Source organism: Christiangramia crocea (assembly GCF_022410465.1).
In the GTDB taxonomy this organism is placed as follows: Bacteria; Bacteroidota; Bacteroidia; order Flavobacteriales; family Flavobacteriaceae; genus Christiangramia; species Christiangramia crocea.
On record NZ_JAJSON010000020.1, the window covers coordinates 199,015 to 213,290 of the forward strand.

Genomic DNA, 14,276 nt, shown 5'->3' on the forward strand with positions numbered 1-14,276 from the left:
CCTATTAATATGAGGCATTTACTGCTACTTATCTTCGTCGCAATTCCATATCTCGGAATTTCCCAGGATGATTGTTCCTGCTGTACCCCTCCACATGATCAGTTTGATTTCTGGGTGGGGGACTGGGAAGTTTTCAATGAAAAAGGTGAAAAGATCGGTGAAAATCTGGTAGAAAAACTGGAAGACAATTGCATTCTCAGTGAAAACTGGGAAGGAAAGGAAGGGGGTTCCGGTAAGAGTTTTAATTATTACGATCCTGCAGATTCTACCTGGAACCAATTATGGTTAAGTAATTCAGGAAATATTCTGAAATTAAAAGGAAAAGCTCAAACCAGTAAAATGATTCTCAAAAGCAAGCCTGTAAAAGGTGAAAAAGGCGATTACTACAATCAGATCACCTGGACAAAGAATCCTGATGGCAGTATCACTCAACTCTGGGAGCTTTACGACCTCCAGGGAAATCTTTTAAACGAAACCTTTAAAGGCGTCTACCGAAAAAAGGAGAAAGATTATTGAAAAACGCTTTCGGAATCTTTATTCAGACTTTCCACACTTCCGGGATTCTCATTCTTAAAGCTGTTAATACCTTGCTGTAGCCAGTCATAAAACTCGTCAGCATCAGGTTCGTAAGCAGAAGGAGCTATCAGTTTCTCTTCATTATGATCCAGTAACACGTAATAGGGCTGGGCATTGGCCTTATATCTACTGATCTGAAAATCGCTCCATTTATTACCTATAGTCTCAATTTCTTTTCCTGTAGTTTCAGACACATATTGTTCAGATTCAGGTAGCTTTCTTTGATCATCTACATACAGGGAAACAAGTACCACCTCATTTTTCAAGATTTCTAAGACCTGAGGTTCTCCCCACACCCGTTCTTCCATTTTCCTGCAATTCACACAGGCATGCCCGGTAAAGTCTATAAGAAGCGGCAGGTCCTTTTTCTTCGCATAAGCCAGTCCTTCTTCATAATCATAAAAAGATAAAATATTATAAGGTCCATAATGGGCTCCTTCAGGAAGTTCATTAGAAACCGATCCAGAAACATTATCCCTGGAATTCCCAACTCCGTATGGTGATTCACTGTACTGAAGAGGTGGCGGAAAACCACTTATGATCTTAAGTGGTGCACCCCAAAGGCCGGGAATCAGATATATGGTAAAAATAAGTACAATAATCCCTGATATAAGCCTGCCCACAGAAATATGATCTTCTTTAGAATCATGCGGTAGCCTGATCTTCCCGAATAAATAAAAACCCAGGACTCCAAAGATTACTATCCAGATGGCAAGAAAGATCTCCCTTTCAAGAAGATGAAGCTGCAAAACCAGATCGGCATTGGACAAAAATTTAAATGCAAGTGCAAGTTCCAGGAATCCTAAGGTCACTTTTACCGTATTTAACCAGCCACCGGAACGTGGCAAGGTATTTAGCCACCCAGGGAATGCCGCGAACAATCCGAATGGCAGTGCAATGGCAAGGGAAAAACCCAGCATCCCTATTATAGGTGCAATCCCGCCTTTTGATGCGGCTTCTACGAGTAAAGTACCAACTATAGGACCTGTACAGGAGAAAGAAACTATCGCTAGAGCCAGCGCCATAAAGAAAATACCAATCAAACCACCTTTATCGGCCTTTGAATCTATAGCTGTACCCCAACTGCTGGGAAGTACAATTTCAAAAGCTCCCATAAATGAAATGGCAAATATTACAAGCAGCACAAAGAAAGCCAGGTTAAACCAAACATTGGTAGATAAAGCATTCAAAGAATCAGCGCCAAAAATGAGGGTAACCAGAGAACCTAAAAGCACATAAATAACCACAATGGAAACCCCATAAAAAACCGCATTCCTTATCCCGGCAGCCCTCGATTTACTTTGTTTGGTAAAAAAGCTGACCGTCATGGGTATCATTGGGAAAACGCAGGGGGTAAGCAAAGCGGCAAAACCTGATAGGAATGCAACTATAAATATTCCCCAGAAGGAGCGTTTTTCTTCCGGGTCATTGACCTCCACTTCTTCAGATGCATCTTCCGTAAGACTTTCATCTGATTGTGAACTGGGCTCCCCTTCCTTTAAAACAAATTCGAATTTCTCTTCTTCAAAAATACAGGCCTTATCATCACAAACCTGATATTCTACCTTTGCATTTATTATGCTCAATGAAGAATCCAGAACCTTAATATTCTGGGTGAAAGTAGCCTGGTAGGCAAAATAGGAAAGTTCCATCTCGAAGACCTTGTCGTATTCGGTAACCGATTCACTTTCTTTGGTATCTCCTATGAGCTCATATTGTTCCCCGGCCTTTTCAAAAATAAAAACCGTGGGAAGAGCACCTCCCTCAGGCAGCTCCTGGGAATACAAATGCCAGTTCTCTTCTATAAAAGCATTGAAGACAAGCTGGTATTCCTGGTCTGATACTTTCTTTACTTCCGTATCCCATTCAACGGGTTCGTATATCTGAGCCTGGGTGAAAAATCCGGTAAGTAATAATAAAATTGGAAGACTTCTTCTTAGCAGGTATTTTACCATTTCTTTGTTATCGATGATAATTTAAATTTTTTCGAAACGGCCTAAAATTAAGTAAATTAACCCAGATTAATTTTTTGCCAGTACAAAAGTACCGATTCTGAGATAAAATCTAAACTGGAGTAGCACAGAAAGTAATTTTTTATCAATTCTATCTTGATTTTAATTCACAACTCCGGAAAGTTATAAGTTTTAAAATCCAGACGGAGAACTTGTTTGATTAATTCTGAAAACAGTATTGCAAAACATCAGTGACATCATAATGCCCCTATCCATTGCCATTATTATGTTTGGTATTGGACTTGAGCTTAAATTCAAAGATTTTAAAAGGGTTTTTTATTATCCAAAATCGATAATTACGGGGCTCTCCTGCCAGATGTTTCTGCTGCCTTTCATCGCACTTACGCTGATATATTTCTGGCCGATGAAACCCATTTATAAAATAGGTGTAATGCTCCTGGCGGCCTGCCCGGGGGGAACCGCATCTAACCTGGTCACCAAAATGCTAAAAGGCAGAGTAGCGCTATCGGTTTCCCTTACTGCATTCAACAGTTTTTTAATCCTTTTCACAATACCACTAATCATTGAGTTGAGCTATAGCTTATTTGGCAATGAAAGCAAAAGCGTGGACCTAAGCTTCTGGCGAACAATGAAAGAAGTTATGCTAAGTGTCGTTCTGCCTGTACTTGGCGGTATTACCATTGGCAACCTACTCAGCGAAGAACAAAGGGAGAGGATTCACAAACCCCTGAAGTATATATTACCTTCACTTCTACTACTGGCAGTGGTGACCGTGATATTCATAGACGAGTCCAGCAAGGACATTCATTTTCTGGATTACATTCCACTTTTCATCCCTCTTGTATTATTAAATATTCTCACCATGATAGCGGGTTTTATTACTTCCAGAAAAATGAAACTGCAACATGAATCGGCCTTTACCATTTCCATAGAAATGGGCTTACAGAATAGCGTTCTGGCACTTTATATTGCCAACCAGTTGTTGAAGGACAAGGATCTTAGCCTGATCGCAATTTTATATGGAAGCTTTTCCCTTATCACCACTTTTGGTATCGCCTATTTACTAAAGAGATTTTTTAAATAGAAAGGAGAACAAAAAAAGCTTAAATTTCTGCATCCTTTTCATCCTGTTTTTAGTTTTGCTTTAAATAGAATTTAAACAGAATTTTATAAGAAGTTAGATATGGAGTTAAACAAGTATAAAGATATTTCAGAACAATGGCTTGAGTATAAGGATGCGCTAAATAATTATATTCTTAAGATCACGAAAGATCCTGATGTAGCCAATAGTCTTTCTCATGAAGTTCTGATGAAAGTATATTCTTCCTGTTGTTCGGGTAGGGAGATCCGTAATATAAGATCCTGGCTTTTCCAGATAGCCTATAATACATGTATGGACCATTTTAAAAAAGAGAATAAGAATGTAGATCTTCAAGCGGAGATAAGAGAATCTGAGAAAGACCCAGTTTATTATGAGGCAGGAGAATTCGTTGAACCTTTATTAGGCCTGCTGCCTTCAAAATATTCCGAACCGTTAAAACTTTCCGATATACAGGGCTTAAAACAGCAGGATGTAGCAGATAAGCTAGACCTTAGTCTTACTGCAGCAAAAAGCAGGATTCAGCGCGCGAGGCAAATGTTGAAAGAAAAGATCATGGAATGTGTTCATGTAGAAGTTGATGGCCAGGGTAATCTTATGGCATTTGACATAAAAGGCACCTGTGGGCCTTTACAGGAGCATTTAAAAAAATGCAAATAATTCTGCATCTTTTTGGAGTCATAAAAGTCTTGACAGTAATAGAATAATTATAAAACCATACTGTTATGAACACTTCAAAAAACAATGTGCAAAAATGTTGCAGAGAGATCAACCAGGATAATAAAGCTAAAGCCAAAAGAATTGGCCGGTTCCTGATCCCGAAAGCAAATGAAAACTGGCTTTTATATAAATAACATTGATAAAAAAAAGCACCTCTCTAGGTGCTTTTTCCTTTTACGATATTCTAATCTACACCGAACAACTGCCATCACATTCTGCTGCCTCATTGGAACTCCAATTCTCCATAGCCTCAGGAGCCTTTTTGGCATTGCGCCCTTCACCGTAAACGGTAGCCGCCCCGTAAGTATAAAAAGCTTCCCAGTCCACTCCCTGGGGATCTGTGATCCAGGACTTTTCACTTTTTGAATAACAGCAGGAACAATCCCCTTCTTCAAAGATCTCACCTTTTGCCTTTTCCAGATTTCTATAAACTTCCAGAAGCTCTTCCTGACTTTCGGTTTGTATTCCCAGATGCTCAATCCCGTTTTCGGAATGACCATTTGAAATCGCAAAATTCACTTTTGGATCCTGCAGCATCCATTTAGCATAATCTTTCTTCTGGATGGTAGGCTGAGCTGCAAACAGCGCATTGTAGAAATTTATACTCTCTTCTAAATTCTTTACTCTTACGTGTACATGGAATGTTTTCATAATGATAGTTTTTAATTTTTGATGTTCACTTTCTATCAGGACTGAAAACGATGCAAAAAGATGCAAAAAAATTTCATTTATTGATGAATTGGTAAAAAAAATAAAGCTCTTTCCAGGGAAAGAGCTTTAGCTAATTAAATTAAATAATGAATCTATAATCACCTATCCATTGAATGCAGCTGGCCATAATAATAATTCCTTAGACATTAAATGATAATTGCCTTATTTAGTTTTGGCTTCCTAAACTTACGAATTAATCGGATATAAAGCATATTTATTCGATGATCTGCATTTTCGAAAATAAAAAACCCCCAGTTCTTCACTGAGGGTCCTTCAACAATCTTAAATCTTTTACTGAAATAAGTACACACTGACCATAACAGCGATACCAGTACTGATGACTATGAATCTTCCGATATTGTAGGTCCTTTCAATACGGCTATACACTTCAGTAAACTCAAGGTCATTTGAGTTGGTTAAGTGCTCCATAATAAATGATTTAGGTCCAGTAAATATGGAATACCTCTTAATACAAATCAAATTTTTAACACTTTTATCCCGTTTAATTCATTCATTCCAAATGCCTTACAAAAATAGTCAATCCCAGGATTCACCGGCTGTTTGAGAGTTAATATCATAGAATAGAAGGAATATCATTTCAATATTAAATTGTAGGAAATGCCCTTATTTATTTAATTAATTATACCGCCAAATTCTGACAAACCGGCATTTACATCCAATTATTATAGCTCTTTTATCCAGATATTCCGGAACTGCACAAGACTGGAGGCTCCCATTAGTTTTCCTGTTTCCGGATTAATTCCTCCGTGATGCTGTAACCCAATTGGACCCGATTCGAGCATTGAAGGGTATAAAGCATTATCAATTACCGTGATTCCATTCAGAATCACCGTGATCCTTTTTCCTCTAAGGATAATATCATAGGAATTCCATTCACCCACAGGCTGATCTGCCTTTTCAGAAGGTACTGCTGCTGCCCGAACTTCTGGTGATAAGGACTTATTATTTCTTACTGTCCATAATTCACCTGATCCTACAGACCAGCACCACATTTGCACCTGGCCGGCGCCTTTTATCAATATCCCGGAATCGGAGTTCGGGCCTAAAGGTTCTATAATATCACCATTCTCATCACGCAAGTAGTCTCCATTTGGTAAAATGGTAGGCAAAGGAAAAAGATGATCACCGTAACCCTTAAACCGCCATTCTACATGTAGTTTAAAATCTTTATACTTACTCTCGGTCCAGAGATTCTTGTCCCCTGTGGCTTCAGAGCGGGCATCATAATCTATCACCCCGTCTATCACATTCCAGTGACCTCCATCGCCCTCGGGAATTTTCCATCCGCTAAGATCTTTTCCATTGAACAGGCTAACATAACCTTCATTTTCATAAACCGAGTTTTCCTGAGCGGATAAGCAGTTCGATAAAATAAATAAGATCCCTAAGATTTGAAGTTTTTTCATAATTCTAATTTTAAAAGTTGGTTTTCGTTAAAGCTCCCATCCCGGTCTGTAATCCCGGGAAACATACTGATTCGCTTCCTCATTATTGGTCACCCGCATATTATCGATATCCCATTCCAGACGATCGTCCATACGAATGGCAAGGTTCCCCAGGCAAATAGTTTCAGCAACATTCTGTACCTTATCTATACTTCCCCTTGAGGCTTTTACGCCTTTAAATGCATCGATCATTTCTGAAGTTTCATCTCTAAGATCGGCTCCCTCTAAACTAAACTCAGGAATTTTCTGAATATTCCCCTTTGCATCAAACAGAACAGGTTCTTCATATGCATAACCCGAAATAATACTTCCATTTTCTCCTATGAACATTACTCCGTCACCACCAATCTTTTTATCATTTTTAATAAGAGCCTTAGGGGTTCTTGGCCTTATTCCACCCTCATACCAGAAAACGTCCATGGTTCTATCTTCACCCAGAACGGGTATCTCCCAGTTAGCCCTGCCGGCGTGAGGGTAACTCACATTATTTTCAACCCACATACTTCTGAAGTCTTTAACCTGAGAGATTTTGCTATGATTTCCTTCGGCATTATCCGGTTTTCCCAAATTCAAAATCCGCCAGTCTTTCCAAAATCCATAATAGCCCATATCCGCCATGCAGCCAGCTCCAAATTCATACCAGCCCCTGAATACAGTATGAGTATAGGCAGGCGAGTATGGTCGATCTATGGATGGGCCCAGCCATAATTGCCAGTCAAAACCTTCAGGCACAGGCTCAGGTACCGGTAAATGAGGTGAACCCTGCGGCCACATGGGACGATTAGTCCATCGATGGAATTCTTTCACTTCACCAATAACTCCACTTTTTAACAGGTTTTGCATCCCATAAAATCCCCTGGGATTTTGAAAGGCAAAACAATGAGACGCAAGACCGGTTTTTCTTGCCATATCACATGTTAGCCGGGTCTCATTCATAAAATTAGAAATCGGCTTATGAGTGGCCACATAAAGACCTTTTTCCATCGCTGCCAGGGCAATAGTAGCATGCAAATGATCTGGCGTCAATATAAATACGGCATCCAGATCTTTTTCCTTTTCCAAAAGTTCCCGAAAATCGGCATAGGTTGAAACACCATCATAGGAAGATTTTTCTAACTTCTTCGCATAGAAGTCATTTATAAATCTTCGTCCAACTTCTCTTCCTCCCGCAGCTCCATGGGTTTCTCCCTGAGGAGAGCCCCATTGCGGGTAATCCCAACTTTCACGATTGGGATCACAAACGCTTACGAATTGAAGTTCGTCCCGTTCCAACCAGCCAGGCAACATTTTCATAGCCTGAGTCCCGGCACCAATTAAAGCAACATTAATTTTATCATTTGGAGAGGTTACGGCAGTACCTCCCAGCACCTGGGAAGGAACAATACTCAAACCCATTCCTGTTAATGTGGTTCGGGAAATAAAGGTTCTTCTGTTTAATTTACTCATAAAGAAGGTTTAGTAGGTTAATAAGAATAACTCCTGAAAATTGAAGTATTCGTTTTTTTAGGAGCATTAAAATATTAAAATTGAAAATATTAATGGGACTATTAACTAAAGCTTTTTTTACTTCATAAATCAAAATATGGATAATTTACAGTTAAATCTATAGCCTTCTGTTCTTTACATCTTTATCCCAGACCTCAACACCATATTTCTGAATTCCTATATTAAATTGCGCAGGAAATCAAATATATAATAATCGGTAAAGCCTAAGTGAATGCCGCCCCTCATCCTCTAAGGCTGGAATACTTTTAGACTAACTTTCAAAAGGATTTTGGTAAAAGAAGAATATCTATAAATCTTTTACAGCATTATTCTTTCGATACAACACCATCACTATGATTACTCCGTAAACAAATGTGGAAGATGCAGTTTCTATCATATGGCTTAACCTGACACTGGCTAGTGGCATTAATGGATTCGAAAGAATATGCCCAAAGTGAGGAGCAGCCAGAAACAGGCCTATCAGTAATGCTGTAATCCATCTACTTACATTGGAATTGCGAATAATACTGAAAGCTATTAAAGTGAATAGGGAACCCCGCATTATCTGAAGAATGAATAAACCCGGATCATTAATCATAGTAGAGAATGTATGCTTCCAAAATGGTACAATTTCCCCGGGACTGCCATAAAATTCACGGAGTTGAGGATTTTGCCATGCGATAAAGTATCCCGCCAGCCAGTATATTAGCACATAAACAACTGCCAAGATGAATATCTTCAGAATTAGCTCACTCATATGAAGGTTAAGACTGTCGTTACTAATAATATTTTTCTGAGCTTTCCATCTACCACATAAAAATACCGCCAGGGGAATAAACAGAAAAGGAACCGGGAGTCCCATAAGCAATAATTCAAATAGAAGTTCTTTTGAAACATTTAATTCACCCAGAAAGTACCATGTTTCGATTTGTGTAAGAAAAGTAAATACTCCGTAGTAAGCAATGCCTAATAAAAGTGCCAAACGAAACCCTCTAAGATTTGAGGAAACAATTAAACCAACGATTAAAAGAGTATTTATAATACTAAGGATAAAAACACCCATTCCAGTATCAACAAGACCAGGTTCTGAAGGAAAATCCGGATCCAGGTGGGTGATAACCAAAGTACCCGAAACCCATATAGGCACATATAGAATAATTAGCAAAACTATTCTTAAGAGCCAACCTGACTTTTTTTGTGCCTTCATATAAATTTACTTCAAAAGGTATTTCCTCTTAAAGAAGATTTGGGAAACCATTTTTTAAATACTCGAAATCCAGTCTTTTCTAATTACCCAATGATAGTTCATATCTTACTCAGCCTTCTCTCCTGAATTACTAACAAAAGCAAAATGTTTACTATCAGGGGCCCAGGAAGGCACATTAATAGTTCCCTGGCCTCCATACAGATAAGCTATAACCTTTGGAGCTCCTCCAGAAGCAGGTATAATATTAAGAGTTACTCTTTTATAAGAAGGATGATCATTTACAGGAATTTCCGGAGGAAAGGAAATATAGGCGATCCAATTACCATCCGGAGAAATATGGGGAAACCAGTCATTATTAGCATCAAAGGTAATTTGTTCTTTTTCGCTACCGTCCGGTTTCATCCTCCAGATTTGCATGGTTCCTGATGAACTCCCATTATAATAAATATATTTACCATCCGGAGAATATTCGCATCCATCTACATGTTCACCTTTCTTTGTATCTGTTAACATGATCTCTTCACCACCATGGATTGATTTTTTATAAATATCGTAAGTTGGATTTCCCTCCCGGGTGGCGACGTAAACTACTTCTTCGTTATTAGATGCCCATCCGTGCCAGTAGGACGGAGTCTTTTCAGTCACTCTTTGCGGTGTACCTCCCTCTAACGGAAGAACATATACTGCAGAACCTTCATTCTCCGGGCTATGACTTATCGCCAATAATTCCCCATTGAAGGAAATGCCATGATCATTATTAAGATTATCGGCAAATCCAGTATCTAATTTTGAAATTTCTCCTCCATTTACAGGAATGGTATATAAAGAACCTTCCATGTTAAACAACAGTTCATTACCATCAGGCATCCAGTTAGGCGCTTCAAACCTGTCATTTTTGGAATAAATAACTTTTCTCTTGCCGTCTTCTATACTGATGGTTTCCAGTCTGCATCCTAACCAACCCTCTTCTCCGGGATTATATTTTTCAGAAACCGGTTTATCTAATCTAACATTCCAGGCTTTGGCTTTTTCAATAGTAGCCGGATCATGGGAATTAATGAATAAACCTACTAACACCTTCCCGTCCAGACTTTCTATCTCTTTTGATCCAATAACCTGTAAAGGTTCACCCCAATGAGCGGCTCTCATAATAATCTCCCTTCCTCTCCTTTCCAGTTGAAGAATTTCGTAATGGTTTTTTGGTGACCGGATCTCATTATTTTCAACCTGCATCTCATCTCCCTCAGATCTCCTCCATTGCATTGTAGTAAGTCCGTCACCATGCAACACTGCACTCGCATGTGATGCATCTTCAGCTTCAGACTCCCTAATCATAAGTCCTGTTTTCCTGTGAGGATCAACTCCTTTTCCGAGGAATTCGAAATTGGCAGTAATAATAAAATCACCCTCCACTTCATTATACAAGTAATTAAATTCATCCCTTTCAAACCATATATTATAACCGGATCCATTTAAAGTATAAACCTGGCCATTACTATCATAGCTTACCGAACCTTTATGATCAGGATCTCCTATATCCCTGTTAAACTTGAAAATCCCCAGGTCGTTTTGGGAATAAGAGCCCGTACAAAATAATAGGATGATTAGAAGGGTTAAGATTCGCATCAGACTGAATTTAATTGGACTATATTCTTATTTAAAGGGACATTGCCTTCCCGTTACCAAGCTCCTCAACCGGGCCGCATGGAATATATTCACCGGGAATGGGGTCATACCACAAAACATTCTCCCCTATTTCTTCACTGGTCTTCCATGCCCAAATGCCCATATCCCTGACATTTTTCAAATAAGAAAAAGCTAATGCATCGGCCTCTTCAGGTGAAAATAATTCTTCATCCGTATCAGGGCTTTTATCCATTGGGTCCTGAGTCTCCCCATTTCTTTTGATGAAATTTTCTTTTTCTGCTGGTGTAGCCTTAAGGAATTTAGCCACTACGTTTTCAAAATCTACGGACTCGCCTTTTTCTGCTTCCTTTTCGGTTGCATTCTTAAAAGCCTGAGAGAATGCCCGGGCTGCTCTTTGAAATTCTTCCCGATCTTCCGGAGAAGGGACTTCGTTCATATAGGCATCTATAAACTGAGCAACATTAACATCATTAGCTCCCGGAGTATCTGTAGTGGGTAATATTACATCCAGTATTTTTTTCAATACCAGACCATGACCTGCTGTTAAGAAGACTGGTTGCCAGTCATATTCAGGATCATTTTTACAACTTTGTAAAAGGCTTAAAGTAGTAGGTCCTATTACTATAATTCCTGCTCCAAAACCTATATTTCTTAATGCCTGTCTTCTATTCATAATTAAATTATTTCAATTCTAATTAGTGAGAGTCTTTCCAATCTATGAATTAAGAAGGTCGCTCTTAATATACCTGTAACTTTGAGAGAGACTTTTATAGGGATCCATTTCAAAGTTCTCCTGCTCAATAATAAAGTGTTTTCCACCGGCTTCCTTAGCCATATCGAATATCTTCTTAAAATCGATTGTTCCGGAGCCTATTTCGGTGTTCAATTCATTATTGGTTTTACTCATATCTTTAACATGCCATAATTGGAACCTTCCAGGATGATCTCGAAATAATTGGACCGGATCTTTTTCAGCTCTTACCACCCAATAAATATCCATCTCAAAAGCCACAAGGTCTTTTTCCGTATTATTTAAAAAGACATCATAACCATTCTCCCCATTATAATTATCAAATTCAAAAGCATGATTATGATATGCCAGTTTCAATCCGGCATCTTTACACATCTCACCAGCCTCATTTAATTTTTCAGCCATTCGTTTATAATCATCTATGGATGTTCTAAGCTTATCAGAAATATGAGGAATAATCACATATTGCTGATCCAGGCCATTTGCAACATCCAGGGTATAGGCGAAATCACTTTTTGAACCTTCTTTACTCAGGTATTTATCCAGCCCGTAATGACCACTTGGGGAGTTTAAGCCGTTGTCGGTCAAAAGTTTTTTAAATTCTGAAACGCTTAATCCCCAGAATCCGTTCTCTGAAGAATAGCCATAGGTTTCAACTTCTTTAAAACCTACTCCGGCAACTTTTTCAACAGTCCCATTAACATCATCTCCTATGGTCTCTCTTAAGGAATAAAGCTGAAGACCTAAAGGATAATCTCTATCACAACTGTATAAAACGCTTGGTAATACAGCGGCGGCAGCAAATGCCAAACCTGATTGTTTAATAAATGTTCTTCTTTTAATCATTGTGATAGTTTTTTAGTTAATAATTGATCACCATTGGGCTGTAAAGCCTTCTATTAAGCCTGTTCCTTTTCCTTAGTCTTAAATTTCCCGGCCTTGAATTCTTTAATCGCGTGATTAGCAGCTCTTGCTGTAATAGCCATATAAGTTAGGGAAGGGTTCTGTGAAGCTGAAGAAGCCATGCATGAACCATCTGTAACATATACATTCGGGACCGTATGAATTTGATTATTCTTATTTAAAACAGAGGTTTTAGGATCTCTTCCCATCCTTGCTGTTCCCATTTCATGAATTCCGTTTCCGGGAAAACACGGATCTTCATAACCTTCCACGTCTCTAAATCCAGCTGCCTTAAGCATGGCAACTGCCTGTTCTTTGGCATCCCTTCTCATTGCCATTTCATTTTCCTTATACTCACAATCGAAGGTCACCGTAGGTAAACCCCACTGATCAAGCTTATCATAGTCCAAAGACATTTTATTTTCATGGTATGGCAAGCACTCTCCAAAACAATTAATTCCAATTTGCCAGTCCCCGGGTTTAAGCAACTCTTCTTTTAGCTCCTTACCATAACTCATTTCTCCTACGGCCTCTGTCCAGTCAGTTCTACTGGCTCCTCCCTGCATTCCATAACCTCTTATAAAAGTGTCCACGGTACTTTTTTCATCTATATTACGAAAACGAGGAACAAAAAATCCTGCAGGTTTTCTTCCTTTATAATAATCTTCTTCATGATTATCTGATACTCCACTGGCACCTACTTTAAAATGATGATCCATTAAATTATGACCCAGCTCGCCACTGTCATTCCCCAAACCATTTGGAAATCTTTCAGATTTTGACTGCATTAGAATCGATGTTGACGGAACGGTTCCCGCACAGCAGAAAATAACATCTGCATAGAACTCCAGCTTTTCTTTTGTTTCAGAATCTATAAGTTTTACACCTATCGCCTTGCCCTGTTCCTGATCATATATGATTTCGTAAACAATGGAATGTGGTCTAAGGGTTATATTTCCTGTTCGCTCGGCAGCAGGAAGGGTGGAAGAATTACTACTAAAATAAGCTCCATATGGACAGCCCCGAATACATCTATTACGATATTGACAAGGTCCTCTACCCTCACGGCCTTCAGGATCGGTCAGGTTTGCTGCTCTCGAATTAATTACGGTCCTGTCATCAAAATTTGCATCAACGCCCTCCTTAAAATCCTGTTCCACACAATTGAGTGGCATCTCAGGAGTAAATATACTATCCGGCAATTGAGGTAAACCCTCTGCCTTTCCACTAATACCAACAAATTTTTCCACCTTTTCATACCAGGGCTTCAAATCATTATATCTAATTGGCCAGTCTACACCATGCCCATCCTTTTTATTGGCCTCAAAATCCATTTCACTCCACCGAAAAGACATCCTGGCCCACATAAGAGATTTTCCTCCTACATGATAGCCGCGAATCCAGTCAAACCTTTTCTCTTCATTATATGGATGTTCAATATCATCCACAAACCAGTGTTTACTGGCTTCCCCAGTGGTATAACCCGTTCTCGCCTGTTTTAGTTGTCTTTGCCTGTCTTCATAAGTTGCCTGTCCGCGAAATTCAAAATCCCAGGGATCCATATTCATGGTAGGGTAATCTTCCACATGTTTTACCATTCTACCTCGTTCCAGAACCAGTGTATCCAGGCCACCTTCAGATAACTCTTTGGATGCCCAGCCTCCTGTAATTCCGGTACCAATAACAATGGCGTCATACTTTTTCTTTAAATCAGAGGTTTTCATAATTCTTATATTTT

General features: G+C 39.1%; 14 protein-coding genes. 4 read left to right on the forward strand and 10 right to left on the reverse strand.

Annotation, left to right across the window (positions count from 1 at the left end; all coding sequences use genetic code 11):
- The first annotated feature begins 9 nt into the window (after nt 1-9).
- Nucleotides 10-516: a hypothetical protein gene (locus tag LU635_RS09955; RefSeq protein WP_240098691.1), complete on the forward strand. Its 507-nt coding sequence runs from the start codon at nt 10-12 to the stop codon at nt 514-516.
- On the opposite strand, the gene LU635_RS09960 is transcribed toward LU635_RS09955, so the two are convergent.
- Nucleotides 510-2,531, reverse strand: coding sequence for a protein-disulfide reductase DsbD family protein (locus LU635_RS09960; protein ID WP_240098693.1), 2,022 nt, complete (start codon nt 2,529-2,531; stop codon nt 510-512). The two genes, LU635_RS09955 and LU635_RS09960, sit on opposite strands and share 7 nt — an antisense overlap.
- A 259-nt stretch (nt 2,532-2,790) precedes the next feature.
- Between LU635_RS09960 and LU635_RS09965 the strand changes: the two genes are divergently transcribed.
- The 3 genes from LU635_RS09965 to LU635_RS17225 all read left to right on the forward strand — a co-directional run bounded on the left by LU635_RS09965 (nt 2,791) and on the right by LU635_RS17225 (nt 4,502).
- Complete coding sequence (locus LU635_RS09965) at nt 2,791-3,633, forward strand: bile acid:sodium symporter family protein (protein WP_240098696.1); 843 nt, start codon at nt 2,791-2,793, stop codon at nt 3,631-3,633.
- A gap of 99 nt (nt 3,634-3,732) precedes the next feature.
- Nucleotides 3,733-4,308, forward strand: coding sequence for a sigma-70 family RNA polymerase sigma factor (locus tag LU635_RS09970; RefSeq protein ID WP_240098698.1), 576 nt, complete (start codon nt 3,733-3,735; stop codon nt 4,306-4,308).
- A 65-nt stretch (nt 4,309-4,373) separates the two neighbouring features.
- Nucleotides 4,374-4,502 carry a hypothetical protein gene (locus LU635_RS17225; RefSeq protein WP_255749791.1) on the forward strand — a complete coding sequence of 43 codons (129 nt, stop codon included), beginning with the start codon at nt 4,374-4,376 and terminating at the stop codon, nt 4,500-4,502.
- 55 nt (nt 4,503-4,557) lie between these two features.
- On the opposite strand, the gene LU635_RS09975 is transcribed toward LU635_RS17225, so the two are convergent.
- From LU635_RS09975 to LU635_RS10015, 9 genes are all read right to left on the reverse strand, one after another.
- On the reverse strand, nt 4,558-5,019 hold the full coding sequence (locus LU635_RS09975) for an ArsI/CadI family heavy metal resistance metalloenzyme (protein ID WP_240098700.1): 462 nt from the start codon (nt 5,017-5,019) through the stop codon (nt 4,558-4,560).
- A 351-nt stretch (nt 5,020-5,370) separates the two neighbouring features.
- Nucleotides 5,371-5,508, reverse strand: a complete 138-nt coding sequence (locus tag LU635_RS09980; protein WP_240098702.1) for a hypothetical protein — start codon at nt 5,506-5,508, stop codon at nt 5,371-5,373.
- 254 nt (nt 5,509-5,762) lie between these two features.
- On the reverse strand, nt 5,763-6,506 hold the full coding sequence (locus LU635_RS09985) for a 3-keto-disaccharide hydrolase (protein ID WP_240098704.1): 744 nt from the start codon (nt 6,504-6,506) through the stop codon (nt 5,763-5,765).
- 27 nt (nt 6,507-6,533) lie between these two features.
- Nucleotides 6,534-7,991 carry a Gfo/Idh/MocA family oxidoreductase gene (locus LU635_RS09990; RefSeq protein ID WP_240098706.1) on the reverse strand — a complete coding sequence of 486 codons (1,458 nt, stop codon included), beginning with the start codon at nt 7,989-7,991 and terminating at the stop codon, nt 6,534-6,536.
- A 346-nt stretch (nt 7,992-8,337) separates the two neighbouring features.
- Nucleotides 8,338-9,237: a hypothetical protein gene (locus tag LU635_RS09995; protein ID WP_240098708.1), complete on the reverse strand. Its 900-nt coding sequence runs from the start codon at nt 9,235-9,237 to the stop codon at nt 8,338-8,340.
- 105 nt (nt 9,238-9,342) lie between these two features.
- Complete coding sequence (locus LU635_RS10000) at nt 9,343-10,863, reverse strand: TolB family protein (RefSeq protein WP_240098710.1); 1,521 nt, start codon at nt 10,861-10,863, stop codon at nt 9,343-9,345.
- A gap of 31 nt (nt 10,864-10,894) precedes the next feature.
- Nucleotides 10,895-11,557 (reverse strand): gluconate 2-dehydrogenase subunit 3 family protein, encoded by a 663-nt coding sequence (locus LU635_RS10005; protein ID WP_240098711.1) that lies wholly within the window; start codon nt 11,555-11,557, stop codon nt 10,895-10,897.
- Nucleotides 11,558-11,599: 42 nt separating this feature from the next.
- Nucleotides 11,600-12,481 (reverse strand): sugar phosphate isomerase/epimerase family protein, encoded by an 882-nt coding sequence (locus LU635_RS10010; RefSeq protein ID WP_240098713.1) that lies wholly within the window; start codon nt 12,479-12,481, stop codon nt 11,600-11,602.
- A gap of 53 nt (nt 12,482-12,534) precedes the next feature.
- Nucleotides 12,535-14,262: a GMC oxidoreductase gene (locus LU635_RS10015; protein WP_240098715.1), complete on the reverse strand. Its 1,728-nt coding sequence runs from the start codon at nt 14,260-14,262 to the stop codon at nt 12,535-12,537.
- Nucleotides 14,263-14,276: the final 14 nt, after the last annotated feature.